Source organism: Haematobacter missouriensis (assembly GCF_000740775.1).
GTDB classification, from domain to species: Bacteria; Pseudomonadota; Alphaproteobacteria; order Rhodobacterales; family Rhodobacteraceae; genus Haematobacter; species Haematobacter missouriensis.
Genome location: NZ_JFGS01000020.1, coordinates 46,773 through 70,639, shown reverse-complemented (window position 1 = coordinate 70,639; position 23,867 = coordinate 46,773). Strand labels below are relative to the sequence as shown.

Here is a 23,867-nt window from a genome sequence, read left to right as displayed (position 1 = left end):
CGATGGTCGGCTCTGGCTCGGCCTTTGGGCTTCCCCGAACACACCGGTCGCGCCCTCCAGCAACGGATCCCGCCACTGCTTGAGCTGGTTTGGATGGACGTCAAACTCCTGCGCCAACGCGATCATGGTCTTCTCGCCCGTGATCGCGGCAACCGCCAGTTTTGCCTTGAAGGCCGGGCTGGGGTTCCGGCGCGGGCGTCTTGCCATCATCTTCTCCTCCCTCGCAGCATCATGCCACCGCCCTTGCCCGGAAAATCCACTTATCCCGGCTGAGAAGATTTCCCGAACCACCTCTCCCGCCGCCGCAGCGTTTGCGGCGGTGTATCCGGGCGACAGCTATGGGGCTTGAGTGGTGCCGTGAGCCGCTGCGGTGGGAGGAGAGGCGACTACGCCTAGTCTCGACCTCACTTGGCGTAGCAAAAAAGCCAGCAGAGCCATCTCTACCGGCTTGGGTGTCTTCACAGATACGGATTTCCCAAAAAATGGACAAACCTCTGTCATTAATGGAAGATCTATCTGGCACTTGCCAAAGAGAATTTGGTGGAGCCAAGGGGAGTCGAACCCCTGACCTCTTGAATGCCATTCAAGCGCTCTCCCAACTGAGCTATGGCCCCACCGGAGGTCCGGGCGTCGCCGCCCGTCTGCGGTGCTTCTAGGCAGCTGCGGGGGGAAGCGCAAGGGAAAAAATCCGCCCCGCTGTCATTTCCCCCCACGTACCCTGAAGGATCAGTTGTCCTCGTCGTCCCCTGCCACGTCGGCAAGGTCGTCGAGCGAGACGTTGTCGTCCTCGTCATCCTCGAGAAGATCATCGTCGATATCGGCTTCGGGGGTGTCTTCTTCGAGAACCTCGTCATCCGTGTCGATATTGTTGTCGTTGATGGTGGACTTGCTCTTATCTGCGGCCATCACGCGGCCCCGTCCTGCAAGCAGGCTTTCGAGCGAGAACGTATGGCCGCATTCGGGGCAGGTCATCGGATCGCGCTGAAGGTCGTAGAAACGGCTCCCGCAGTGCGGGCAAAGGCGTTTGACGCCCCATTCGTCCTTGGGCATGGGAACCCCTTTCATGTCAGGTCGTCGAGTGAATCGGGGCCAACTGCCACAGCTGGCGAAGGCTGTCAAAGCCTTTCCATGTAAGGGCAGCGGGCACAAGGCTCTGGATATGGGAAACGCTACAGGCGAATGCCAGAGGGTTGCTTCAGGAGGGCTTTTGCGGGCATGAAGCGAAGGTTAATCTCCCCTTCATGACATCGCTTGTGCTGCCGGGCAGCCCGCCCATCGACATATCGCTCCGCCGTTCCGCCCGTGCGCGCCGATTCTCCCTCCGGGTTTCCCGGCTGGATGGGCGTGTCACGCTCTCTCTGCCTGAGCGGGCGCGGGTTTCCGATGCACTGGCCTTCGCACGTGATCGCGAAGAGTGGATCCGCGATGTTCTCTCGGTCCGGCCGCAGGAGATACGAATCGCTCCGGATTCCCTGCTCCCGGTGGAGGGTAGGATACGCCAAGTGCGGCTGGCCCGCGTGCCGAGGGTCGTGGAGAGCGGGGCGCGGGAGTTGCTGGTGCCGGAAGCGGCGGGGGCGAGGACGGCGGCACGGGTGGAGGCGTTCCTGAAGCGCCTTGCGCATGAGCGGCTGGAGGCGGCGTGCAGCCGCCATGCTCGTTCCCTTGGCCGCGGCTATACGAAACTGACGCTGCGTGACACGCGGTCCCGGTGGGGGTCTTGCACCTCCGATGGACGGCTCATGTTCTCGTGGCGGTTGATTCTCGCGCCACCGGAAGTGCTGGACTATGTCGCAGCGCATGAAGTGGCGCATCTTGTTCGAATGGACCATTCACCGGCGTTCTGGGCGGAGGTGGCGCGGCTCATGCCCGGCTATGCGGCCCCCCGCCGATGGCTCCGCGATCACGGGCAGGAACTGCACCGATACATCTTTCGAGGGGATTGACGACGGCTCCCTCCGGGTGTGATCACTGGCGCCATGCTGCCCCATATCCGCCCCTCAGACACTACCCCCGCTGCGCATGAGCGGCTGTATCGCACATTGCGACAGCAGGTCATGCACGGCGAGCTTGCGCCCGGCCAGTCGCTGACGCTCCGGGGTCTGGGCAGGACATTCGGCGTCTCCATGACTCCCGCACGGGAGGCCGTGCGGCGGCTGGTGGCGGAAGGCGCGCTGACGCTCTCCTCCTCCGGGCGCGTTTCCACGCCTGAACTGTCGAACGAGCGGATCGAGGAGCTCGCGGCCATCCGTGCCCTGCTGGAGCCGGAGCTTGGCACACGCGCCCTGCCGCGTGCCCACATGGCGCTGATAGAGCGGCTTCAGACCATTAACACCGCCAACGCGGAGGCGGTCGCCAAGCATGATGCAGTGGCCTATATCCGCACCAATCTGGAGTTCCACCGGACCCTATATCTCCGGGCGCAAGCCCCTGCGATGCTGGCGATGGTGGAGACGGTCTGGCTGCAACTCGGTCCGACGATGCGGGCGCTCTATGGACGGCTTCGGCGGAACGAGGCGCCGCCCTATCACCGACATATCATCGCCGCGCTGAAGGCGGGGGATGACCCCGGGCTGCGGCTTGCGATTCGCACGGATGTCACGCAGGGCTTGCGCCATCTGACGGCGTGACGGAAGCAGAGAAGCGGGCCCGACCGGGTTTGTCCTTAACAATCCGCTGAGAAAGGCTTTTGGGCCTGCGCTGGCGCGACCATTCGCGATCTTAGCAGGCTGCTGAAAAAGTCCTGAAGCATGCAGCCTAGGTGTTCAGTCCCGGCATCTGGTGGATCGGGTTAAGGATGAATCTGTCGGGCTCTGATGTCCAGATCTTGCAGATGTATTCGTAAGGTGTAAGGCCGCCGACGGCCTTGAGCCTGCGTGCGAAATTGTAGGCTGCCATGAAGTCCCCCAAGTGGGTGCGGAGCTGGTTATGGCTGTCGTAATGAAAGCGCTTGACGTTCAGCGGGAAAACGATCCCCCGGATCGACCTGGCCGTTGATCCAAGGGGGTTGGGTTTAGTCAGGCGGTGCTCAATACCATTGGCCTCGCAGATCATGTCGAAGCGCATCGGCCGGGAGTAGATCGTGTTCCGGTTCCGCGGCTGCTCTGCGAACTGAATGCCGTTGTCCGTGAGAATAGTATGGACCTGATAGGGCACGGCTTCGAGCATATGCTGAAGGAACTCCCAGGCTGTCTTCCTGTCGGCCTTGTGGCGCGCGTCGCCTTTCCCTGCCCGCGGGGGTAGTCGCAGGGCCGCTCATCCTCAGCGCCATCGCCCATGCGACGGGGCTGATCGGCGGACAGGTGCCGCCGTCCCTCGTCTCAGGCGCGCAGTGGCCCGTCGGCACGGCTCTGGGGTTGCGCTTTGCGGGGATGCAGCGGGCGCGGCTGGGACAATGTCTGGGCGGCGCGGTCGTGGCTTTGGGCATATCGGTGGCGGCGGTCGGAGCGATCATTCGTTGTCGTGCTGCCCTTCATCGACACCCCGTTCCGGCCCTTGTGCTCTCCTACATCCCGGGAGGCATGGTAGAGATGGGTCTGATCACTCTTTCCATTGGCGCGAATCCGGTTTTCGTCACCGCACATCACGTCTTCCGCATCCTGATCGCGGTCATGATCACCCCGCAGATCTTCCTGCGTCACGCGGCCCGCCGCGGTGCCCGGCCGGGCGTGGCGAAGTAAACCGGCGCGGCTTGACTTGCTCCCTCGCAGCGCGTCCTATCCGTCCATGGTTCCGGTCGAGGACCGAGCAAAATCAACAGGGACGATCATGCGACACACGAGCCGCTTCCTTGCCGCTACGGCAATCACCGGTGCCCTCGCAACCTTTCAGGCGAGTCTGCCCGCCCTTGCCGCGACCCCGCCCGACACGCTGATCCAGGCCTGGGCGATCGACGACGTCATCTCCCTCGACCCGGCGGAGGTATTCGAGTTTACCGCCTCCGAGCTGCTCGGCAACTCCTATGAGACGCTGATCGGTTATGACGTGAAGGACGTGTCCAAGATCTTCGGCGTCGTCGCCGAGAGCTGGGAAGTGTCGGAGGATGGCAAGACCATCCACTTCAAGGTGCGCGAGGGGCGCAAATTCGCCTCGGGCAACCCCATCACTGCATCCGATGTGGTCTTCTCGCTGACACGCGCGGTGAAGCTGGACAAGTCTCCGGCTTTCATCCTGACACAGTTCGGCTTCTCGCCCGAGAATGTCGATGCGCAGATCGTCCAGACCGGCGACTACACGTTCGACTTCAAAATGGACCAAGCCTATGCACCGTCTCTGGTGCTCTATTGCCTGACGGCGACGGTGGCATCGGTGGTGGATCAGAAGCTCGCGATGTCGCATGAGGCGAACGGCGATTTCGGCTACGACTGGCTGAAGACCGGCTACGCCGGTTCCGGCCCTTTCACCATCCGCGAGTGGCGGGCGAATGAAGTCGTCGTAATGGAACGCAACGACAACTATTCCGGCGAGGCGCCGAAGATCGCGCGGGCCATCATGCGCCATATCCCGGAACCTGCGGCGCAGCGGCTGCTGCTCGAACAGGGCGACGTGGACATCGCCCGCAACCTCGGCCCGGAGGAGATGGAGGCGCTGTCCTCCAATGCCGACATCAAGAACCAGTCGGGCGTGAAAGGGTCGATCTACTACCTCGGCCTGAACCAGAAGAACGAATTCCTGTCGAAACCGCAGGTCCGGCAGGCGATGAAATACCTCGTCGATTACACGGCGATTTCCGACACGATCATGAAGGGCCGCACCATGGTGCACCAGTCCTTCCTGCCGAAGGGCTTCCTTGGGGAGATCGACGACACGCCCTTCGCCCTCAACGTGGCAAAGGCCAAGGAACTGCTGGCGGAGGCTGGCGTGCCCGACGGGTTCAGCGTGACCATGGACACGCGCAACACCGCCGATATCACGGCGATGGGGACCGCCATCCAGCAGACCTTCGGACAGGCGGGGATCAAGCTCAGCCTCATTCCCGGCGATGGCGGCCAGACGCTCACCAAGTATCGCGCGCGGACCCATGACATCTATATCGGCCAGTGGGGCCCGGATTATCAGGATCCGCATACCAACGCCGACACCTTCGCCTCCAACCCCGACAATGCGGACGGCGCCTCCGCCAAGACGCTGGCCTGGCGGAACGCCTGGGACATCCCGGAGATGACACAGCGTACCCGCGCCGCCATGCTGGAGCGGGACACCGGCAAGCGGGCGGAGATGTACGAGACGCTGCAACGCGAACAGCAGCAGGACTCGCCCTTCGTCATCATGTTCCAGCAGGTGGAGAACGTCGCGGTGCGGTCAAACGTGCAGAATTTCGTGCTTGGGCCCTCGTTCAACGACAACTCCTTCAAGGCCGTGACGAAGTAGATGGCCATCGCGGAAGACCGGCCGGTAGGGCGCAAAGGCGCCCTTTCGGGACTGTTGTGGAAGACGGGGAAAGTGCTCGTCACACTCGCGGTGACGCTTCTCGGCCTGCTGTTCGTGACCTTCATGATCGGCAGGATCGTCCCGGTCGATCCGGTACTGGCCGTCGTGGGTGACCGTGCCTCGCAGAGTACCTACGATCAGGTCTATCAGCAGCTCGGCCTCGACAAGCCGCTGATCGAGCAGTTCTGGATCTACGGGCGCTCCGTCATGGCCGGCGATCTCGGCACATCGTTTCTGACCAAGCGGCCCATTGCGGACGACCTGCGCCGGGTATTTCCCGCCACGCTGGAGCTGTCCACCTTCGGCATCATCATCGGCACCCTTCTGGGCGTTCCGCTCGGCGTCTATTCCGCGGTGAACAAGGGAAAGCTCGGCGATCAGATCGTGCGGATCATCGGGCTTGTCGGTTATTCCGCACCGATCTTCTGGCTGGCGCTGCTGGGCCTGCTGATCTTCTATGCGCGTCTGGGCTGGGTTGCGGGGCCGGGGCGGATCGATATCGCCTATGAATATTCCATATCCCCCGGCACCGGGCTGTTGCTGATCGACACGGCGATGCAGGGTCAGTGGGCCGCCTTCCGCAATGTGTTCAGCCATATCGCGCTGCCCGGCTGCCTGCTGGGCTATTTCTCCATGGCCTATATCAGCCGCATGACGCGCAGTTTCATGCTGGCGGAACTCGGTCAGGAATATGTGACCACAGCGCGGGTGAAGGGCGTGGCGGAGTGGCGGATCATCTGGATCCATGCGCTGCGGAACGCGGCCGTGCCGCTCATCACGGTGATCGCCCTTTCCTATGCGAACCTGCTCGAAGGATCCGTCCTGACAGAGACCGTCTTCGCCTGGCCGGGATTGGGCATGTATCTCACCAATTCGCTGCAGAATGCCGACATGAACGCGGTTCTCGGCGGCACGCTGGTCATCGGGGCGACCTTCGTGCTGCTGAACCTCGTATCCGACCTGCTCTATTCGCTGCTCGACCCCCGTGTGAGGAGGAGCAGATGAGCCAGTCCCTCTCCCGCCGCGAATGGCTGCTGACGGAGCAGCCCGGCTCCCGCCGTCAGGCGCGGCTGGGCCAGTTCTACCGGACCTGGCTCGCCCTCCGGTCCAACCCGCTGGCGATGGTGGGCCTTGGCATCATCGTGGCGCTGATACTGGTCGCGCTTTTTGCCAATGTGATCGCACCCTATGATCCGCTGGTCGGCGGCGATCTGCGGACGGAACGGCTGCTGCCGCCCTCCTCCACCCATTGGTTCGGCACCGACGATCAGGCGCGCGACATCTTCAGCCGGGTCATACATGGCTCGCGGCTGACGCTGATGATCGTGGCGCTGGTCGCCGTGATCGCCACGCCGATCGGACTGCTGATCGGCACCACGGCAGGCTATTTCGGCGGCTGGGTCGATACCGTGCTGATGCGGGTCACCGATATCGTGCTGGCCTTTCCGCGGCTGATCCTCGCCCTCGCCTTCGTCGCGGCGCTGGGGCCTGGGATCGAGAATGCGATCATCGCCATCGCCATTACTTCCTGGCCGCCCTACGCGCGTCTCGCGCGGGCGGAGACGCTGACCATCCGCAACACCGACTTCATCGCCGCATCGAAGCTGCAGGGTGCCTCCTCCGCCCGGATCATCTGGGGGCACGTTGTCCCGCTCTGCATGCCTTCGGTCATCGTTCGGGTCACGCTCGACATGGCTGGTATCATCCTGACAGCGGCGGGTCTGGGCTTTCTGGGCCTCGGGGCGCAGCCGCCCAGCCCGGAATGGGGAGCGATGGTGGCGTCGGGACGGCGGTTCCTGATCGATCAGTGGTGGGTCGCGACCATGCCGGGGATCGCGATCTTCGTGGTCTCGCTCGGCTTCAACCTGCTGGGTGACGGGCTGCGCGACGTGCTCGACCCCAAGGGAGAGAAGTGATGGCGCTGCTCGAGGTTGAGAATCTCCGCATCGCCTTTCCGACCCGCCACGGTCCCGTGGAGGTCGTGCGGGGGGTGAGCTTCTCGCTCGGGCGGGAGCGGCTGGGGATCGTGGGCGAATCCGGTTCTGGCAAGTCCCAGACGGGGCGGGCGATCCTTGGCTTGACGCCGCCCCCGGGCAAGGCCACGGCAGACCGTCTGACCTTCGATGGGATCGACCTGCGCAACGCCGACCAGGCCACGTGGCGGTCGATCCGCGGCGCGCGGATTTCCATGGTCATGCAGGATCCGAAATTCTCGCTGAACCCAGTCATGGCCATCGGGAAGCAGCTCATGGAAGCGGCGCGTCTGCAGGGCGCCTCCCGGCAGGAGGCGAAGACGCGCGCCCTTTCCATGCTGGAGGCCGTGCAGATCCGCGACCCGGAACGGGTGTTCCGCGCCTATCCGCACGAGCTTTCGGGCGGCATGGGGCAGCGGGCGATGATCGCGATGATGCTCATCACCGAGCCTGACCTGCTGATCGCGGACGAACCCACCTCCGCGCTCGACGTGACGGTGCAGATAGAGGTGCTGCGCATTCTCGACCGGCTGGTCAGGGAGCGGGGCATGGGGCTGATCTTCATCAGCCATGATCTCCGGCTCGTCTCCACCTTCTGCGACAGGGTGCTCGTGATGTATGCCGGCCGGGTGGTGGAGGAGATCGCCGCTTCGCGTCTGGCGGAAGCGCAGCACCCCTATACGCGCGGGCTGTTTTCCTGCCTGCCGAAGATCGAGGGGGACAGTCACCCCCTTCCTACCCTGCAACGTGATGCGGCCTGGGCGACATGACCTCCATTCTCGAAGTGAACGCCCTTGAAGTCACCTACCGCTCCGGCATGGATGAGGTCCGCGCCGTGAAGGGCGTGAGTTTCAACGTTGCGGAGGGGGAGAGCTACGGCCTTGTCGGCGAATCCGGCTCGGGCAAGTCCACCGTGCTCCGCGCACTCTGCGGACTGGCGCCGGTGAGCGGTGGCGCTCTGCTGATGGAGAGGCGCGAAATCGCGAGTCCACGCACCGCCGAGTTCTACCGCCGGGTGCAGATGGTGTTCCAGGACCCTTACGCCTCGCTCCATCCTCGGCACACCGTGGACAGGGTGCTGGCGGAGCCTCTGGCGATCCATGGCTTCGACAAGCGGGAGCATCGGATAGAGGCCGCGCTGACGGATGTCGGTCTCGGCCCCAGTTTCCGCTTCCGTTACCCCCACCAGCTCTCCGGCGGGCAGCGGCAGCGGGTCGCCATCGCCCGCGCCCTCATTCTGGAGCCGCGGATACTGCTGCTGGACGAGCCGACTTCCGCGCTCGACGCGTCCATTCAGGCAGAGGTGTTGAACCTGCTCGAACGGCTCCGCACAGAACGCGGGCTGACCTATGTACTCGTGAGCCATGATCTTGCCGTCGTGGCGCATATGTGCGAGCGGCTGATGGTCATGCAGCACGGACGAACCGTGGAGGAGCTGACGCGCGACGCCCTCCGTCGGCACGAGGCGCGCGAACCCTATACCCGAACCCTGCTTGCGGCTTCCGAGGGCTATACGCCCCTTGCCGCCCCTGCCCCCTGAAGGAACTCGCATGAGCCAGCCTGTCTTCGATGGTCATAACGATTTTCTGCTCCGCCTCTATCGTGCGCCGGAGCGACGGGAGCAGATCTGGCTGAAGGGGGAAGGCCGCGGGCATCTGGACCTGCCCCGGATGAAGCAGGCCGGATTTGCAGGCGGCTTCTTCGCAATCTGGATCCCCACTCCGCACGAAGGCGGCGGCGATGTGGACGCCCTGATGGACAACCCGCCCTATTCCATCGGCCTGCCGGGGATGGTGAGCACCACGACCGCGCAACACGTCGCGATAACGGAGGCGTCGCTGCTCTTGTGGATGGAGCGCTCCTCCGGTGGCAGTTTCCGCGTCTGCCGCACCGTCGAGGAAATCCGCGCCACGATGCAGGCGGGCGGGATAGCCGCGATCATGCACATGGAAGGGGCCGAGGCTATTTCGGAGAGCCTCGATGAACTCGACCTCTACTATGAGATGGGGCTGCGCTCGCTCGGCCCGGTTTGGAGTCGTCCGACGATCTTCGGGCATGGGGTGCCGTTCCGCTTCCCCTCCTCTCCCGATACAGGGCCGGGGCTGACGGAAGCAGGTAAGAGACTGGTCCGGCGCTGCAACGCATTACGGATCATGATCGACCTCAGTCATCTGAACGAGGCAGGCTTCAACGACGTAGCCGCGCTCTCGGACGCGCCGCTGGTCGCGACGCACTCCAACGCCCACGCCGTGACACCCTCTGCGCGGAACCTGACCGACCGGCAGCTCGCCATCATCGCCGAAAGCGACGGGATGGTGGGGCTGAACTACGCCACCAGTTTCCTTCGGCCTGACGGGCGGCGCGGCTCCGATATCGGTTGGGAGCCGGTTCTCGCCCATCTCGACCATCTGATCGGGAAGCTGGGCGAGACGCGGGTGGGACTCGGCTCCGACTTCGACGGCGCTACAGTTCCCGACGAGATCGGGGACGTGACGGGGATGCTCGCCTTGCAGGACGCGATGGCCGCGCATGGCTATGATGCGCCACTCATCGCAAAGCTGTGCCATGAGAACTGGCTGCGGGTGCTGGAAAAGACCTGGGGCGGTTGAGCCACGGCCCGGGACAGGGAGCAATTTACAACCGCACCTTTCGTCCGACGCAAGAAAACCACCGGTGTCGGGCCGGAGGATTGGGCATTGAACCATGCGCACCGGCGATGGTCCGGCACCTGCCTTGAGTTGCGACCGCGGCGCAAGAATCCCCGCAGGACAGGATCACCGCCCCTCCTGCTCCAGACGCGCCCGCTCAGCCGCCACGGCCTCCTCCGTCGCGGTCGGCAGGCCCAGACGGATTTCCGGGTGGCCCCACGTCCCCGTGACAAGAACCGGCGGGCGGAGCCTGCCCAGCCCGGCCTCCCTCGGATGCGGGAGAAGGCGGTAGTTCCATGTTCCCGAACCGATCCCTATCACCCCGGAACCGGTCGCCGTGAGCGTGGGCGCGTCCATCGAGAGATCATCGTTATGCAACACTCCATCCTTCATCGCGAATCGCGCGGTGAGGGTGGTGAACGGCGTCACGGCAAGGCGCCCCACCGGCGCGTGGCCGAGCGTGGCCGCCGCGAGATCGACGCCCGCCAGACGGCCATTCATGATCGCAAGCTGCCCCTCGCCGGAGAGGCTGTTCATGATCGCGGCAGGCGTGTTGCCGACACCGAGAAACTTCAGGCTCCCGGTCAGAGACCCTGCAAACTCGGCTCCCCCCCAATCCGCGAAAAGCGGGCGGAGCGCCATGTCCGTCACCCTCAGGTCGCCCCCGACGGAGAGGCCGCTTCGCCCGTTCATCACCAGTTCGCCCGAGAGTTGCCCGCCATAGGCCCCGACATCCGCCAGCGTGGCGACCGCCCGCCCCCGATCCAGCGCCACATTCAGCGTCGCGGGACCGAAGAACGCCCCAGGCAGCAACAGCCGCTCCACCTGCAGATCGAGCGTCCCATTGGCCTTCTGTAACCAGTCATACGCAATGGGTGCCGGGGACCAGCCCTCCAACGTCTCCGCCATCAACTGCGGCAGCAGGGCGCCCGCGTTAAAGACGGCCCCGTTCAACGTCACGGCGAAATGTGGGCGGGAGCCGGCGAGATCGAGCATCATCCCGCCGCTCAACCTGTCTGTATCAAGCGACACGACCCCCTCCGTCAGCGTGACGCGCCGCCCGGGAACCCAATCCAGATCGCCTTGCAGCGTCACCGGCAGTCTCAGTGGCTGCGACGGCTCCGCCACGGATTGCCCGCCCAGCAATGCCGCAGCCCGCAGGGCGTCCGAAGTGGCGAGCATGAGCCGCCCTTTCGCCTCCGCCGGCGCACCGCTGAACACGCCCTGGAACCCCAACCGCAGGGCGTCGCCGATCAGCTCCGCCTCCACCGGCACCGTATCTCCGACGCGGAGGGTACTGAACTCCGCCGTGCCCGCCGTGAGGGTGAGAGGCCGCCCCTCCCACAGAGCCTTGACCGAAAGCCGCGCCGCACCATGATAATCGGGCAATCGGAAATCGGCGTTCACCGCATCGAAGGTTTGCCGCCGCCCGTTCAGACGGTCGATAAAGGTAATCGTGCCATCGGTAAGAGCGCCGTGCGCCAGAGAGAAATCTCCCTGGCCATTGCCCTGAAACTCCCAGTTGGCGCGACCGGCAGCATTCCGTTCCAGCAGGAGCCTCGGACGGTCGATGATGATCCGGCTGAGCCGCACATGTCCCCGCAGGAGTGGCGCCACATCGATACCGACAAGCAGTCCATCCGCCCGCATCATCGGACCTTCAGCGGACCAACTGGCATTGGCAAGCTCCACCTCCCCCGCCCGGATACCGAGCTGGGGCCAGAGAACCGGACGGATCGGCCCTGTGAAGCGCAGCGCGCGGCCCGTTGCCTGTTCAAACTCGCGCGAGGCGATCGCCGCCACGCGCTCTGACGGCACCAGAAACAGCAGGCCGACCGCAAGGGCGAGGCACAGCGCAAGCGTCAAGACGACGCGAACGAACCAGCGCAAGAAATCCTCCGGGTAATCGAGGGGCGGTCTTTAGGGAGACCACGGGCAGGCGGACGCCGCAACGCGAGCGGCTGCGGAACGACGGACACTCCTTGGGCGATAGTGGAACACCGCCGCCTGTGGGCGACGGTCAGGAGCGGCCGCAGCCACCGTGCAACAATCTTCTGGCCCGCCTGGACCAGCGCGTGGCGGAGCGCCGACAAAATCTCCGCCGGTTTCCGATGCTCTCCGCCACCCTGCGCCATGCAGTCCATCGGTCGGCCGAACGCCAGGCACAGCAGGAGACGCACAGCCCCACCCAGCTTGGCGGATAAGCGATGGGCCCACCGCCGGGACGGCGGAGAGGCCAGGTCGCGCGAAGCTGCGACAGGGTATCGGCGCGGGGACGACAGCTCGAAACTCCGTAACAGGCCGCAGAGACTCGCAGCAATATCCCCGCAGGCAGTCGTCCATTGATTTTACGAACGTCGCGAAACAGCGGCAAGGGACGAAGCGGGGCTTTTCCCGGCGTCTGCGCTGCATTATATCCGCGCGATGGCTCTGAACCCGCCCAATCTCCGCCCCGATCTCGCCCCCGCGCCGACTTTCGACGCGGGCCCTCGTCGCACGGGACAGCCTTCGATCGGCATCGTGTCCCTCGGCTGCCCGAAGGCACTGGTGGACAGTGAGCGGATTCTGACTCGGCTCCGGGCGGAAGGTTATGAGATCTCGCCCGATTATCAGGGCGCTGATGCGGTGATCGTCAACACCTGCGGTTTTCTCGACAGTGCCAAGGCGGAGAGCCTAGAGGCCATAGGCGAGGCACTGACCGAAAATGGCCGGGTGATCGTGACGGGGTGTCTGGGAGCAGAACCGGAGTTCATCACGGGCACCCATCCTTCGGTTCTCGCGGTCACGGGGCCGCATCAATACGAGCAGGTGCTGGATGCCGTCCACAAGGCCGTGCCGCCCGCGCCGGATCCGTTTGTCGATCTGCTGCCGGCCTCCGGCATCAAACTCACACCCCGCCACTTCAGCTACCTGAAGATCTCGGAGGGCTGCAATCACAAGTGCAAGTTCTGCATCATCCCCGACATGCGGGGCAAGCTGCAGAGCCGCCCTGCCCATGCCGTGCTGCGCGAGGCTGAGAAGCTGGTGGAGGCGGGGGTGAAGGAACTCCTCGTCATCAGCCAGGACACATCTGCTTACGGAGTCGACCGGAAACACGATTTCTCGCCCTGGAGGGGCGGGGATGTCCGGGCACATATCACCGATCTGGCTCGCGAACTGGGCGGGCTCGGCGCATGGGTGAGGCTCCACTACGTCTATCCCTACCCGCATGTCCGCCAACTTGTTCCCCTGATGGCGGAGGGGCTGGTGCTGCCTTATCTGGATATCCCCTTCCAGCACGCGCACCCGGATGTCCTGGGCCGCATGGCGCGCCCTGCCGCCGCCGCGCGCACGTTGGACGAAATTGCCGCGTGGCGAAGCGATTGCCCGGAACTGGCGCTGCGCTCCACCTTCATCGTCGGTTACCCCGGCGAGACGGAAGCCGAATTCCAGACTCTGCTCGACTGGCTGGACGAGGCTCAGCTCGATCGTGTCGGCTGCTTCAAATATGAAAACGTCGCCGGGGCCCGCTCCAACGATCTTCCGGATCACGTGCCGGAAGCCGTAAAGCAAGACCGTTGGGAGCGCTTCATGGAAAAGGCACAGGCCATTTCCGAAGCCCGGCTCGCAGCCCGCGTGGGCACGCGCCAGGAGGTGATTGTTGACGACGTGGACCAAGACGGGGCGACTTGCCGTACCCGCTTCGACGCGCCGGAAATCGACGGAAACCTTTTCATAGATGAAGGGTTCGAGGGCTTGAAGCCGGGAGACATCGTTACTGTAGCAGTGGACGAAGCAGGTGAGTATGATCTCTGGGGATCACTGATCTGACGTTGGCTCAGCCGCGTCGATATATACAGTTGCTAGGCGTAGCAGCGGTGACGCAGAAAACATCCTTTATATCCGTGATGTGCCTCTACATGTCCTGCGATTACAGGGCATCTCATTGTCCCTTGCGTCCCAGTTATAGGCCTCCCAGTTGAAGCCTGCCGGGAAAAGCTATGATCCGGCTTGGAGCAGAACCAGTTTGCCACCCGGCGATTGCCAGAATGAAATTCGGTTTCTTAACTTCGGCAAAAACGACTCAAACCGTTCGTAATTCTTGGTGGCCTATGGAGGCAAGCGACACACACAAAAAAAGCCGGGACGCGTATATCGCCCCGGCTCGATTTAAAATGTATCAAACCCAGTAGGGTTGAAGGCCGTAATGGCTCCAGACACGGGTTTCCCAATCGCGATCGCGGTCCCAGTCGCGCTCCCATTTAGGAGCCGTGCGATACTGCTCCGCCGTGATACCCGTCACATATCCTTCGAGTGTCGTGTCGTATTTCAATGCATTCCAAGGGATTGGACTATACTCCTCCCCAATGCCCAGAAATCCACCCGAACCCATCACGGCATAGGCAACCTTGCCGGATTTCTTGTCCAGCATCAGGTGGTCGATCGTCCCGAGCTTATCTCCCTCCGTGTTGTAAACAGCGGTACCGTTCACATCGGCGGACGAAATCATCGGATTGGCGAGTTCGGTCTGCATAGCATCCTCCATGGATCGTTTTGGTCCATGCAGAATTAACGCCGTTTCTTTCCCAAGGTTCCTGTCTTTTACCGCTCGCCGCTTCCCTCTAATGTCGGACAAAAGCGGGGGAATGAATGGATCGTGTAGATTGTATCGTCGCGGGCGCAGGGGTGGTCGGGCTTGCCATCGCGCGGGAACTGGCGCTCAAAGGCATGGAAGTTCTTGTGCTGGAGCGGGAGGATACCTTTGGTACCGGCACGTCTTCGCGTAATTCGGAAGTGATCCACGCGGGCATCTATTATGAACCCGGCAGCCTCAAGCAGCAGCTCTGCCTGCGAGGACGGGAAATACTTTATGCCTTCGCGGCCACGCGCGATGTCCCCCATCGCCGCTCCGGCAAGCTGATCGTCGCCACTGATGCCGCGCAGGAGCCCGCTTTGGCGGCCGTCGCCGCAAAAGCGGAGGCGGCGGGCGTTCCGCTTCGCCATCTGAGTGGGGAGGAGGCCATGAGGCTGGAGCCTGCGCTCTTCTGTACGCAGGCGCTTCTGTCACCGGAGACAGGGATCGTGGACAGTCACGCCCTGATGCTGACCCTTCTGGGCGACGCCGAGGCGCACGGAGCAACGCTCGTCACCGGCACGACCGTGCGTGCAGTACGCCGGGAGGGGAACGCTTTCATCGTCACGACAGAGGATGACTCGGGGCTGTTCGAGCTCTCCGCCACCCGTTTCGTCAACGCAGCGGGGCTGGATGCATCCCATCTGGCACAACAGATAGAGGGGCTGGCCAACGTACCCGCTACCCGATTTGCGCGCGGCAGCTATTATGCCCTGCCCGGTCGGCCGATGTTCCAGCGACTGATCTATCCCGTGCCGGAGCCGGGCGGCCTGGGGGTTCATCTCACGCTCGATCTGGGCGGCGCCATGCGCTTCGGCCCGGATGTCGAGTGGATCCCGGAAGTAGACTACCGTTTGAATACCGAGCGGCGGGCGCATTTCGAAGCGGAGATTCGAAAATACTGGCCCGGCTTGCCACGGGGCGTACTATCGCCGACCTACTGCGGCATCCGCCCCAAGATCGCAGGGCCGGGCGAGGCTGCCGCAGATTTCCGTATTGATGGACCCACAACGCACGGGATCCCAAACCTGATGACGCTCTATGGCATCGAAAGCCCCGGCCTGACCTCCTCCCTCGCCATAGCCGAGAACGTCGCGGAGCAATTGGGCTGACGCCGCCACTGACCCGCGGAAAGTCTGCGCTGTGCAGATCGACCGATGGCTGTGTTCAGGGCGACCACATCGATCAGCGGAGTGTCGTCTGGCCTTTGGAATAGCGGAGAGGCAAGCTCGCCCCGGTGTCTGCGGAGGTCGCCAGCGCAAGCGAGCAACGAAAGAAAGGCGAGGAGGCGGCACTTCGGGCGACACAGCGGGCTGCCTATGGCTCGCGCCCGAACGACTGCAAAGAGGCCATGCCAGTGATGCCACTGCTCTGTAGCACCGGTGCCAGCGGCCCGGGCCAGCACGGCACGGTTGCCCACCGCACGCCCCAGAAGGCTCGCCAATCTCCGCACCCCTATCTCCGTGCGAGCCATTGCCCGCATGGACTCTTCATGCCCCTGAAGGGGGCCAGCTTGTGGAGGCTGTATGGCTTAGCCCTCCCTGTCCATGTCTGACCGGAGGGAGCGAGGGAGACCGAGATGCCGGCCCCTCCCACGCCGGGACCGCTCCGCAGGCGGAGAAACGCAGCACAACATCGGTGCCGACAGGCCGACAGGCTGTTGAAGACAACCTGAAGTGTCACGCCAATCCTGCAGGTACCGGGGAGTCAGCCGGAATATGTCTGGATCCGCATGGGTTTCTGAATTCCGGAAGATTTCCGCTCCAGCTTAGAAGCCTTTTTTCCGCATCGCGCCAAGCCCATCTCGCCAGAACCACTCCACGAACAGGCCCGATGGCGCCACTCATGAACGACTGTCCAACGGTCCGTGCATTCGCTCACCTCGCACCCGCTGAATGGCGGTGTTCTGCCGGCAGAATGTTGGCAGACAGATGAATATTCCGGCCCAGGGAACGCAGAAAACAGCGCCGTTGTCACATGTTGTCCGGAGAGCCACTCGACGAGGGGCTTTGCGCTTCCCCTCGCCGGGCCCTGTAGGACATAGGCCGGAAAATCCGGTCAGGATCGCCGCTTGCGCCGGTTGGGGCGGGCTCCCGCACGGCCTGCGGTCGACCGACCGGAGGCGGCAACGGCAGCCTCCGCGGCCTCCTCCACGACCGATTGCCGGGCCAGCGGATCGTCCGCCACGGCAAGCTCCACCGCCTCCAGCCGTTTCACCTCGTCGCGAAGGCGGGCGGCTTCCTCGAACTCCAGGTTCTCGGCCGCCTTGCGCATCTGGGTGCGAAGCGCCTCCAGATGGGCCGACAGATTGCCGCCGACCATCGCCTTCTCGACCTTCGTGGTGATGCGCGACTGGTCGGTATCGCCCTTCCACAGCCCGGCCAGCACGTCCTCCACGTTCTTTCGAACGGTCTGGGGGGTGATGCCGTGCGCCTCGTTATAGGCGATCTGCTTTTCGCGCCGCCGCTCGGTCTCCCGCATCGCACGCTCCATGGAGCCGGTGATGCGATCAGCATACATGATGACGCGCCCCTCCGCATTCCGCGCCGCGCGTCCAATGGTCTGGATGAGGGAGGTCTCCGAGCGCAGAAATCCCTCCTTGTCTGCGTCCAGAATAGCCACCAGCCCGCATTCAGGAATATCCAGCCCCTCGCGCAGCAGGTTGATCCCCACCAGAACGTCGAACGCGCCGAGCCTGAGATCACGCAGGATCTCGATGCGCTCGATCGTGTCGATGTCGGAATGCATGTAGCGGACACGGATGCCCTGTTCATGCAGGTATTCGGTGAGATCCTCAGCCATCCGCTTGGTGAGCACGGTGACGAGGCTGCGATATCCCGCCTGCGAAACGCGCCGCACCTCGTCCAGCAGGTCATCCACCTGCATGGTGACCGGGCGGATTTCCACCTGCGGATCCACAAGCCCGGTCGGGCGGATCACCTGCTCCGCGAAGACGCCGCCCGCCTGCTCCATCTCCCACGCCGAGGGAGTGGCGGAAACGAATACCGACTGTGGGCGCATCGCATCCCATTCCTCGAACTTCAGCGGACGGTTGTCCATGCAGGACGGCAGACGGAAACCATGTTCCGCCAGCGTGAACTTCCGCCGATAGTCCCCCCGGTACATCCCACCGATCTGCGGGACCGTCACATGCGATTCGTCCGCAAAGACAATGGCATTGTCGGGAATGAACTCGAACAGCGTCGGCGGCGGCTCTCCCGGCGCACGACCCGTGAGATAACGGGAATAATTCTCGATACCATTGCAGACACCGGTGGCGTCCAGCATCTCCAGATCAAAATTCGTCCGCTGTTCCAGCCGCTGCGCCTCCAGCAGCCGCCCCTCCGAAACGAGCTGGTCGAGGCGCTGGCGGAGTTCCTTCTTGATCCCGTCGATCGCCTGTTTCAGCGTCGGACGCGGCGTCACGTAGTGGCTGTTCGCATAAATGCGGATCTGCTTGAAGGAGTCGGTCTTGGCGCCGGTCAGCGGATCGAATTCGGTGATCGATTCCAGCTCCTCTCCGAAGAAGGAGAACCGCCAGGCGCGATCTTCAAGGTGCGCCGGCCAGACCTCCAGGCTGTCCCCCCTGACGCGGAAAGAACCGCGCTGAAACGCCTGATCGTTGCGCCGGTATTGCTGCGCGACGAGCTCCGCGATCACCTGCCGCTGGTCATAGGATTGCCCGACGACCAGATCCTGCGTCATCGCGGAATAGGTTTCGACCGAGCCGATACCATAGATACAGGAGACCGAAGCAACGATGATCACGTCGTCACGTTCCAGCAGCGCCCGGGTGGCCGAGTGGCGCATCCGGTCGATCTGGTCGTTGATCTGGCTTTCCTTCTCGATATACGTGTCCGACCGGGGAACGTAGGCTTCCGGCTGGTAGTAGTCGTAATAACTGACGAAATACTCCACCGCGTTGTCGGGGAAAAAGCTCTTGAATTCCCCGTAAAGCTGGGCGGCCAGTGTCTTGTTGGGCGCAAGGATGATCGCCGGGCGCTGCGTCTCCTCAATGACCTTGGCCATGGTGAAGGTCTTGCCCGTTCCGGTGGCACCCAACAGCACCTGATTGCGCTCTCCCCCGTTCACCGCCTCCGCGATCTCGGCGATGGCGGCGGGCTGATCCCCGGCCGGCGAGAATTCGGTATGCATGACGAAGGCGCGCCCCCCTTCCAGCTTGGGACGGGTCAGCACGTCGAAGCGATTCATCGGGGCGTTGGTGTTGTTATGGGGCATGAGCGGACCTCCGGCGACCGGCCTCTCACATTTGATCTGTTTTTGTTCCCGTTCAAGGGGGCGACCGCCTCTTGCGCAGAGGCGCGGGTTTTTCCATAACGAAGGCGATATCACGGAGAAGGCCATGGTCGCGCGCATCTACAAGCCAGCCAAGACAGCCATGCAATCTGGCGTCGCCCGGACAAAGCGCTGGATTCTCGAATACGCCCCTGAAAACGCGCGTCAGATAGACCCGCTCATGGGCTGGACATCCAGCGACGACACCCAGACTCAGGTCCGCCTGCGCTTCGACACGCAGGAGGAGGCAGAGACCTACGCGCGGGAAAACGGCATCGACTACATCGTGCTCCCGGTTCATGGCCGGAAAGCCAATGTCCGCGCCATGGGGTATGGGGAGAATTTCGCCACCAACCGCCGGGGCGCGTGGACACATTGAGCCCATCTGCGGCGGCGGATGTCTGGCAGGAGCGGCGGGAGCCGCGCCGGGCGCCGCCGACGGATGCTCGCTCTCCCGGTGATGTGGACTACGCCCGAGTCATCCATTCGGCGTCCTTCCGGCGCCTGCAGGGCAAGACGCAGATCCTGAGCGTGGGCGATGGCGATTTCTACCGGACCCGGTTGACCCATTCGCTTGAGGTGGCCCAGATCGCCGCAGGGCTGGCCCGGCAGCTCGCCCGCTCCTTCCCCGACCATCCCGCCAGCGCCGTCCTGCCGGAACGCAGCTTGATAGAGGCCATCGGCTGCGCCCATGACCTTGGCCACCCGCCCTTCGGCCATGGAGGAGAGGTCGCGCTGAACTACGCCATGCGCGATGCGGGCGGGTTCGAGGGTAACGGCCAGACACTCAGGATCGTCGCACGGCTGGAGCATTTCTCCGACAGTGCGGGCGCGAACCTGACACGGCGGACGCTGCTTGGTCTGCTGAAATATCCCGTGGCCTATAGCCAGGCGCTCAACCCCGCTCTCCGTCCCGCGCTCCAGCCGGGAGAGGGCAAGATCCGCACGCTGGACATTCCCGCCTCCACCCCGCCGAAATGCTATCTCGACAGCGAGGCGGACGTGGTGGACTGGGTGCTCGCGCCGCTGTCGCCGGCGGAACGCGTGGTCTTTACGGCAATGGGGCCGAAGGGATGCAAGCACGGGCGAAGCCTGCACAAATCGCTCGATTGTGCCCTCATGGACCTGGCCGATGACATCGCCTACGGCATCCACGATCTGGAGGATGCGATCACGCTCGGCCTGATACCGGAGGGGCGGTTCCGGGACAGGCTGGCCGTCGCGGATTGCCGTTCGCTTTGTGCCGATGCGCCGGCGCGTGATGTCCTGATCCGTGACCTGTATGAGAGCCCGCGCGCGCGGAAGCGGCGGATCGGCGAGCTTGTCCACCATTTCATCAGCGCTGCGCACTACACCACGGAAGAAGCCTTTGCCGATCCGCTGCTGCGCTACCGCGTGGCGCTGCCGGAGGCGGAAGCGACCTTTCTGCGCGCCCTGAAGATGCTGGCCTCTGACGAGGTGATCAACAGCCCGTCCGTCCAGCAACTGGAGTTCAAGGGGCAGGGAATGGTGATGGCGGTGTTCGAGGCTCTGGCTTCCGATCCCGTGCGCCTCCTGCCCCGCGACTGGCTGACCCGCATGGAAAACGACGGGCGGGCGCTCTGCGACTACGTCGCGGGCATGACCGATGCCCACCTGCTACGCACCTATGAGCGGCTATTCGCACCCCGGATGGGGTCGGTGTTCGACCGGATCTAGGCTCGGTCCTTCGGTAACGGGGTCGCGCTAGTCAAGCGGGTTTGCGCATACGGGATGTGCCGCCGGAGCGGGTGGCCTTATTCTTTGATCAAGTGATTTACCTCCTTATTCGGCGGGCTTTGTCTGAGATCACCCCGGGCACATACTCGGTCCGTAGCGGGTGCCATGGCCGCCAACATGATGCTGGTTTAATGCAATTCCGATGTCCCCATTTCATTGGCGTGCTCGATATGATCGGCATCAGTCCTGAGCACGCATCACCGGAACCGCGTCCCTTGGGGACCTCGAACGCCCGCGATCAGGCGGGCAGCAGTCGGGATCCTGTATCTTCAGCCGGCAAGAAGCAGGGAGTGTCGAAGCGGAAGTCGGTCTGATCCTTCCACATCCGGTGCAGGATCGCGGCGATGCGGCGCGCCAGCGCAATCATCGCGCGCTTGGCGCCACGACGGCGCGCAAGCTTTGCCGCCCCGGTTCGCAGCCAGCTCATCCGTCCACCAATCGTCGGGAAAACAGCGCTCAGACTGTTTTCTGACCCTCCTCATACATCATGACAGTTTCTGCCTGGAACAGCGCGCGTCGAAGGTTGACGTCGCCTGCCTTAGTAATCCTCCAGCGCTTCCAACGGGTGTCGAGAGCCTTCGGCGGACCCGTATTCCTTGGGTGCATCACACCAAACGCAAGCCATTGCGATTGATTAATATTATGCCACTAAAAACGCGGCTATACTCAACGAGGGGCTTGCCATGGCGCTTGGGAAAGAGCGGTTTCAGACGCTCCATCTGGGGGTCGCTCAGCCAGAAAAGATTGCTCATGCATCAGCTCTCCTTGCGGTGCTGAGTCACGACAAATGTTCGAACTAAGTGGGTCTAGAGCCTAATCCACGCGGAACAGTTTGAACCGTGCGGTGGCGCCTCGCTCCAATGTCAGCCGCGAAGGCGCTATACCAAGCGCCTCGGCCAGCACCCTCGTCACAGCGGCATTGGCGCGCCCATCCTCCGGCACTTCGGTCACCGCGATGCGAATCGGTCCCTCCTCCGGCACCGTCAGGCCAGGACGGCGTGCACGCGGGGTCACGCGCACCTCGATCCGCGCGCCTTCAGCCACCAGATGCGCCAGTTCACCACGGGCCATGGCCCCTCTCCTCTTGAACCGTCTCGGGTGATCGCCGACATCTGTCCCCGGATCAAGGAGATACCCATGCCGGACGCCAATCCCGCCGCTCTCGACTTTCTGCTGACCCGGCAGTCTGTCTCTGCCAAGACGCTCCGCCCTCCCGTCCCCTCCCGCACGGAGATGGAGACGATGCTGACCGCCGCCGCCCGCGTACCCGACCACGGCGGGCTCGCCCCGTGGCGATTCATCGTGCTGGAACGGCCGGCGCTGGAGCGGCTGGCCCGCGTCGCGGCGGCACGGGGTGTGGCGCTCGGTTATGATGCGGAGAGGATCGGCAAGGGCGAGGGGCAGTTCGCCCGGTCGCACCTCGCCGTTGCGGTGATCGCGAGTCCGGTGGCCAGCGAGAAGGCGCCGGAGGTGGAGCAGACCCTTTCCACCGGCGCGGCCTGTGTGAGCCTTGTCAATGCGGCGCTCGCCTCCGGCTGGGGCGCCGCATGGATCACCGGCTGGCCCGCCTTCGACCGCGGATTCGCGGAGGAGGCGCTGCATCTGGCACCGCAGGAATGGGTGGCGGGCTTCGTCCATATGGGAACCCCTGGCTCCGCCGTGGCGGATCGTCCCCGGCCCTCCCTGGACCGGATCGTCACATGGGTGGCGGCGTGATCTTCACCGACCTCTTCCGCGCCCTGTCGCAACTGGGCGACCGCAGGTTCCAGAGCGTGTTCTGGCGCGGCATCCTCATCACCCTGCTGGTGTTCGTGGCGGTGGCGACCGGGGTGTTCTGGCTCATCGATCATTTCGCGCCGGAGAGCTTTTCCCTGCCGTGGATCGGACAGGTGGGCGGGCTGAACCTGTTCCTGTCCTGGGCAGGCGTCGTTGTGATGATGGTGCTGTCGGTCTTTCTGATGGTGCCTGTCGCTTCTGCCGTCACCGGCTTCTTTCTGGAGGAGGTGGCCGATGCCGTGGAGGCGCGCTACTATCCTGATCTGCCCCCCGCCCGTGATGTGCCGCTGCTGGAGATGCTGCGCGATTCGCTTGGCCTGTTCCTGCTGGTGATCGTGCTCAACCTTGGACTGTTCGTGGTCTATCTGTTCACCGGGCCGCTGGGGCCCGTGCTCTTCTGGGTGGTGAACGGATTTCTGCTCGGGCGAGAGTATTTCCAGCTCGTTGCGCTCCGCCGCGTGAGCGAGGAGGAGGCACGCATCCTTCGCACCCGCCACTTCGGCCAGATCTGGCTTGCCGGAACGCTAATGGCCGCGCCGCTCACCGTACCAATCGTTAATCTTTTCGTGCCGGTGATCGGAGCCGCCACCTTCACTCATCTTTACCATCGGCTGACGCGCGATGCGGGCTGACTACTCCCCGGCCGCCGGGGGGTTCATGCGATGATAGAAGTCTATGTCGCGGATGGAAATCACCCCTGACATGATGATCCCCGCCAACACGATCCACAGCCCGATGGTGATGAGCGTGGTGAGCTTCGCCTTACGCCCCACCGCTGCGTCCGAGGGGGCGGAGGCCGGTGTTCCCGGCTCTACATGGCCCGCCTCTGCCTGACTCTTCATGCCGATCGGCAGGATGACCAGGAACACCAGAAACCATATGACGGCGAAAAGGACGACTGCTCCGGTGATGGTCATCAGACCTGCTCCAGCTCGATCAGTGTTCCGGTGAAGTCCTTGGGGTGCAGAAACAGGACCGGCTTGCCATGCGCGCCGATCTTGGGTTCACCGCTGCCCAGAACGCGGATGCCCCGTTCCAGAAGACGATCCCGCGCGGCGAGGATGTCGTCCACCTCGTAGCAGATGTGATGGATACCCCCCGCCGGATTCTTGTCGAGGAATCCCTGTATGGGAGAGTTCTCACCCAGCGGGTGCAGCAGCTCGATCTTTGTGTTCGGCAACTCTATGAATACGACGGTCACGCCGTGATCCGGCTCGTCCTGCGGGGCGCCGACCCGCGCTCCCAGCGTATCCGCATATTGCGCCGTTGCCGCCGCAAGGTCCGGCACCGCGATGGCGACATGGTTGAGGCGTCCAATCATTTTCGCAATCTCCCTCCGCTCCGCCCGGTTTATGGGCGTTGCACCTCGCCGTCGCA

At 63.7% G+C, this 23,867-nt stretch carries 23 protein-coding genes, 1 tRNA gene and 3 pseudogenes; 15 read left to right on the top strand and 12 right to left on the bottom strand.

Translation table 11 applies throughout. The features are described from left to right. From CG51_RS12680 to CG51_RS12670, 3 genes are all read right to left on the bottom strand, one after another. On the bottom strand, positions 1–207 hold a 207-nt coding region (locus CG51_RS12680; protein WP_035745563.1), incomplete at its 3' end, for an IS3 family transposase. A 331-nt stretch (positions 208–538) separates the two neighbouring features. Further along, a tRNA-Ala gene (locus CG51_RS12675) sits at positions 539–614 on the bottom strand. 112 nt (positions 615–726) lie between these two features. Continuing rightward, positions 727–1,050, bottom strand: a complete 324-nt coding sequence (locus tag CG51_RS12670) for a TIGR02300 family protein (protein ID WP_035745561.1) — start codon at positions 1,048–1,050, stop codon at positions 727–729. 191 nt (positions 1,051–1,241) lie between these two features. On the opposite strand from CG51_RS12670, the gene CG51_RS12665 reads away from it, so the two are divergent. Both CG51_RS12665 and CG51_RS12660 read left to right on the top strand, forming a co-directional pair. Next, entirely contained in the window at positions 1,242–1,943 is a 702-nt protein-coding gene (locus tag CG51_RS12665) for a M48 family metallopeptidase (RefSeq protein ID WP_035745587.1), read from the top strand. 33 nt (positions 1,944–1,976) lie between these two features. Then, positions 1,977–2,627 (top strand): GntR family transcriptional regulator, encoded by a 651-nt coding sequence (locus CG51_RS12660; RefSeq protein ID WP_035745560.1) that lies wholly within the window; start codon positions 1,977–1,979, stop codon positions 2,625–2,627. Between the two features lie 127 nt (positions 2,628–2,754). On the opposite strand, the pseudogene CG51_RS12655 reads toward CG51_RS12660, so the two are convergent. Next, positions 2,755–3,201, bottom strand: a pseudogene (locus CG51_RS12655) (transposase family protein); the annotation flags it as partial. Here CG51_RS12655 and CG51_RS19585 point away from each other — a divergent pair. From CG51_RS19585 to CG51_RS12625, 7 genes are all read left to right on the top strand, one after another. Further along, positions 3,186–3,677, top strand: coding sequence for an AbrB family transcriptional regulator (locus CG51_RS19585; protein WP_084695176.1), 492 nt, complete (start codon positions 3,186–3,188; stop codon positions 3,675–3,677). The pseudogene CG51_RS12655 and the gene CG51_RS19585 sit on opposite strands and share 16 nt — an antisense overlap. 88 nt (positions 3,678–3,765) lie before the next feature. Beyond that, complete coding sequence (locus CG51_RS12650; protein ID WP_035745558.1) at positions 3,766–5,367, top strand: ABC transporter substrate-binding protein; 1,602 nt, start codon at positions 3,766–3,768, stop codon at positions 5,365–5,367. Continuing rightward, positions 5,368–6,432 (top strand): ABC transporter permease, encoded by a 1,065-nt coding sequence (locus tag CG51_RS12645; RefSeq protein WP_035745557.1) that lies wholly within the window; start codon positions 5,368–5,370, stop codon positions 6,430–6,432. It begins immediately after the preceding gene. Next, a complete protein-coding gene (locus tag CG51_RS12640; protein WP_035745555.1) occupies positions 6,429–7,343 on the top strand; it encodes an ABC transporter permease in 915 nt (304 codons plus the stop codon). Before CG51_RS12645 ends, CG51_RS12640 begins: the two co-directional genes overlap by 4 nt. After that, positions 7,343–8,170: an ABC transporter ATP-binding protein gene (locus CG51_RS12635; RefSeq protein ID WP_035745553.1), complete on the top strand. Its 828-nt coding sequence runs from the start codon at positions 7,343–7,345 to the stop codon at positions 8,168–8,170. Before CG51_RS12640 ends, CG51_RS12635 begins: the two co-directional genes overlap by 1 nt. Next, positions 8,167–8,940 (top strand): ABC transporter ATP-binding protein, encoded by a 774-nt coding sequence (locus CG51_RS12630; protein WP_035745552.1) that lies wholly within the window; start codon positions 8,167–8,169, stop codon positions 8,938–8,940. The genes CG51_RS12635 and CG51_RS12630 overlap by 4 nt, the downstream gene beginning before the upstream one ends. A gap of 10 nt (positions 8,941–8,950) precedes the next feature. Continuing rightward, positions 8,951–10,009, top strand: coding sequence for a dipeptidase (locus CG51_RS12625; protein ID WP_035745550.1), 1,059 nt, complete (start codon positions 8,951–8,953; stop codon positions 10,007–10,009). Between the two features lie 165 nt (positions 10,010–10,174). Here CG51_RS12625 and CG51_RS12620 read toward each other — a convergent pair whose 3' ends face one another. Beyond that, complete coding sequence (locus CG51_RS12620; RefSeq protein ID WP_035745547.1) at positions 10,175–11,938, bottom strand: AsmA family protein; 1,764 nt, start codon at positions 11,936–11,938, stop codon at positions 10,175–10,177. Between the two features lie 534 nt (positions 11,939–12,472). On the opposite strand from CG51_RS12620, the gene rimO reads away from it, so the two are divergent. Next, positions 12,473–13,858: a 30S ribosomal protein S12 methylthiotransferase RimO gene (gene rimO / locus CG51_RS12610; RefSeq protein WP_035745544.1), complete on the top strand. Its 1,386-nt coding sequence runs from the start codon at positions 12,473–12,475 to the stop codon at positions 13,856–13,858. 349 nt (positions 13,859–14,207) lie between these two features. Here the strand turns inward: rimO and CG51_RS12605 are convergent, their stop codons facing one another. Further along, positions 14,208–14,561 (bottom strand): PRC-barrel domain-containing protein, encoded by a 354-nt coding sequence (locus CG51_RS12605; protein ID WP_233141148.1) that lies wholly within the window; start codon positions 14,559–14,561, stop codon positions 14,208–14,210. 116 nt (positions 14,562–14,677) lie between these two features. On the opposite strand from CG51_RS12605, the gene CG51_RS12600 reads away from it, so the two are divergent. Next, positions 14,678–15,772 (top strand): NAD(P)/FAD-dependent oxidoreductase, encoded by a 1,095-nt coding sequence (locus CG51_RS12600; protein WP_035745542.1) that lies wholly within the window; start codon positions 14,678–14,680, stop codon positions 15,770–15,772. 946 nt (positions 15,773–16,718) lie between these two features. On the opposite strand, the gene uvrB is transcribed toward CG51_RS12600, so the two are convergent. Beyond that, positions 16,719–18,899 carry an excinuclease ABC subunit UvrB gene (uvrB, locus tag CG51_RS12595; protein ID WP_035745540.1) on the bottom strand — a complete coding sequence of 727 codons (2,181 nt, stop codon included), beginning with the start codon at positions 18,897–18,899 and terminating at the stop codon, positions 16,719–16,721. Between the two features lie 124 nt (positions 18,900–19,023). On the opposite strand from uvrB, the gene CG51_RS12590 reads away from it, so the two are divergent. Continuing rightward, positions 19,024–19,335, top strand: coding sequence for an ETC complex I subunit (locus CG51_RS12590; RefSeq protein WP_035745538.1), 312 nt, complete (start codon positions 19,024–19,026; stop codon positions 19,333–19,335). Then, positions 19,323–20,654: an anti-phage deoxyguanosine triphosphatase gene (locus CG51_RS12585; RefSeq protein WP_233141147.1), complete on the top strand. Its 1,332-nt coding sequence runs from the start codon at positions 19,323–19,325 to the stop codon at positions 20,652–20,654. Before CG51_RS12590 ends, CG51_RS12585 begins: the two co-directional genes overlap by 13 nt. Before the next feature lie 298 nt (positions 20,655–20,952). On the opposite strand, the pseudogene CG51_RS21145 reads toward CG51_RS12585, so the two are convergent. From CG51_RS21145 to CG51_RS12570, 3 genes and pseudogenes are all read right to left on the bottom strand, one after another. Further along, a pseudogene (locus CG51_RS21145) lies at positions 20,953–21,260 on the bottom strand (hypothetical protein); the annotation flags it as partial. Positions 21,261–21,263: 3 nt separating this feature from the next. Continuing rightward, positions 21,264–21,466 (bottom strand): annotated as a pseudogene (locus CG51_RS12575) (transposase); the annotation flags it as partial. A 61-nt stretch (positions 21,467–21,527) separates the two neighbouring features. After that, entirely contained in the window at positions 21,528–21,785 is a 258-nt protein-coding gene (locus CG51_RS12570) for a DUF167 domain-containing protein (protein WP_035745532.1), read from the bottom strand. 66 nt (positions 21,786–21,851) lie between these two features. Here CG51_RS12570 and CG51_RS12565 point away from each other — a divergent pair, with 66 nt between their 5' ends. After that, on the top strand, positions 21,852–22,430 hold the full coding sequence (locus CG51_RS12565) for a nitroreductase family protein (RefSeq protein ID WP_035745531.1): 579 nt from the start codon (positions 21,852–21,854) through the stop codon (positions 22,428–22,430). Continuing rightward, positions 22,415–23,122 carry an EI24 domain-containing protein gene (locus CG51_RS12560; RefSeq protein WP_035745529.1) on the top strand — a complete coding sequence of 236 codons (708 nt, stop codon included), beginning with the start codon at positions 22,415–22,417 and terminating at the stop codon, positions 23,120–23,122. Before CG51_RS12565 ends, CG51_RS12560 begins: the two co-directional genes overlap by 16 nt. On the opposite strand, the gene CG51_RS12555 is transcribed toward CG51_RS12560, so the two are convergent. Further along, positions 23,123–23,407, bottom strand: a complete 285-nt coding sequence (locus tag CG51_RS12555) for a DUF1467 family protein (RefSeq protein WP_035745527.1) — start codon at positions 23,405–23,407, stop codon at positions 23,123–23,125. Continuing rightward, entirely contained in the window at positions 23,407–23,811 is a 405-nt protein-coding gene (gene mce, locus CG51_RS12550; RefSeq protein WP_035745525.1) for a methylmalonyl-CoA epimerase, read from the bottom strand. The genes CG51_RS12555 and mce overlap by 1 nt, the downstream gene beginning before the upstream one ends. Positions 23,812–23,867: the final 56 nt, after the last annotated feature.

What these genes read in the sequence shown, in the direction of transcription:
- CG51_RS12590 (WP_035745538.1), top strand. Translation starts at nt 19,024, where the DNA reads ATGGTCGCGCGCATCTACAAGCCAGCCAAGACAGCCATGCAATCTGGC.
- CG51_RS12645 (WP_035745557.1), top strand. Translation starts at nt 5,368, where the DNA reads ATGGCCATCGCGGAAGACCGGCCGGTAGGGCGCAAAGGCGCCCTTTCG.
- CG51_RS12560 (WP_035745529.1), top strand. Translation starts at nt 22,415, where the DNA reads ATGGGTGGCGGCGTGATCTTCACCGACCTCTTCCGCGCCCTGTCGCAA.
- CG51_RS12600 (WP_035745542.1), top strand. Translation starts at nt 14,678, where the DNA reads ATGGATCGTGTAGATTGTATCGTCGCGGGCGCAGGGGTGGTCGGGCTT.
- CG51_RS12565 (WP_035745531.1), top strand. Translation starts at nt 21,852, where the DNA reads ATGCCGGACGCCAATCCCGCCGCTCTCGACTTTCTGCTGACCCGGCAG.
- CG51_RS12665 (WP_035745587.1), top strand. Translation starts at nt 1,242, where the DNA reads ATGACATCGCTTGTGCTGCCGGGCAGCCCGCCCATCGACATATCGCTC.
- CG51_RS12625 (WP_035745550.1), top strand. Translation starts at nt 8,951, where the DNA reads ATGAGCCAGCCTGTCTTCGATGGTCATAACGATTTTCTGCTCCGCCTC.
- CG51_RS12640 (WP_035745555.1), top strand. Translation starts at nt 6,429, where the DNA reads ATGAGCCAGTCCCTCTCCCGCCGCGAATGGCTGCTGACGGAGCAGCCC.
- CG51_RS12650 (WP_035745558.1), top strand. Translation starts at nt 3,766, where the DNA reads ATGCGACACACGAGCCGCTTCCTTGCCGCTACGGCAATCACCGGTGCC.
- CG51_RS12605 (WP_233141148.1), bottom strand. Translation starts at nt 14,561, where the DNA reads ATGCAGACCGAACTCGCCAATCCGATGATTTCGTCCGCCGATGTGAAC.
- uvrB (WP_035745540.1), bottom strand. Translation starts at nt 18,899, where the DNA reads ATGCCCCATAACAACACCAACGCCCCGATGAATCGCTTCGACGTGCTG.
- CG51_RS12570 (WP_035745532.1), bottom strand. Translation starts at nt 21,785, where the DNA reads ATGGCCCGTGGTGAACTGGCGCATCTGGTGGCTGAAGGCGCGCGGATC.
- mce (WP_035745525.1), bottom strand. Translation starts at nt 23,811, where the DNA reads ATGATTGGACGCCTCAACCATGTCGCCATCGCGGTGCCGGACCTTGCG.
- CG51_RS12670 (WP_035745561.1), bottom strand. Translation starts at nt 1,050, where the DNA reads ATGCCCAAGGACGAATGGGGCGTCAAACGCCTTTGCCCGCACTGCGGG.
- CG51_RS12630 (WP_035745552.1), top strand. Translation starts at nt 8,167, where the DNA reads ATGACCTCCATTCTCGAAGTGAACGCCCTTGAAGTCACCTACCGCTCC.
- rimO (WP_035745544.1), top strand. Translation starts at nt 12,473, where the DNA reads ATGGCTCTGAACCCGCCCAATCTCCGCCCCGATCTCGCCCCCGCGCCG.
- CG51_RS12555 (WP_035745527.1), bottom strand. Translation starts at nt 23,407, where the DNA reads ATGACCATCACCGGAGCAGTCGTCCTTTTCGCCGTCATATGGTTTCTG.
- CG51_RS12660 (WP_035745560.1), top strand. Translation starts at nt 1,977, where the DNA reads ATGCTGCCCCATATCCGCCCCTCAGACACTACCCCCGCTGCGCATGAG.
- CG51_RS12635 (WP_035745553.1), top strand. Translation starts at nt 7,343, where the DNA reads ATGGCGCTGCTCGAGGTTGAGAATCTCCGCATCGCCTTTCCGACCCGC.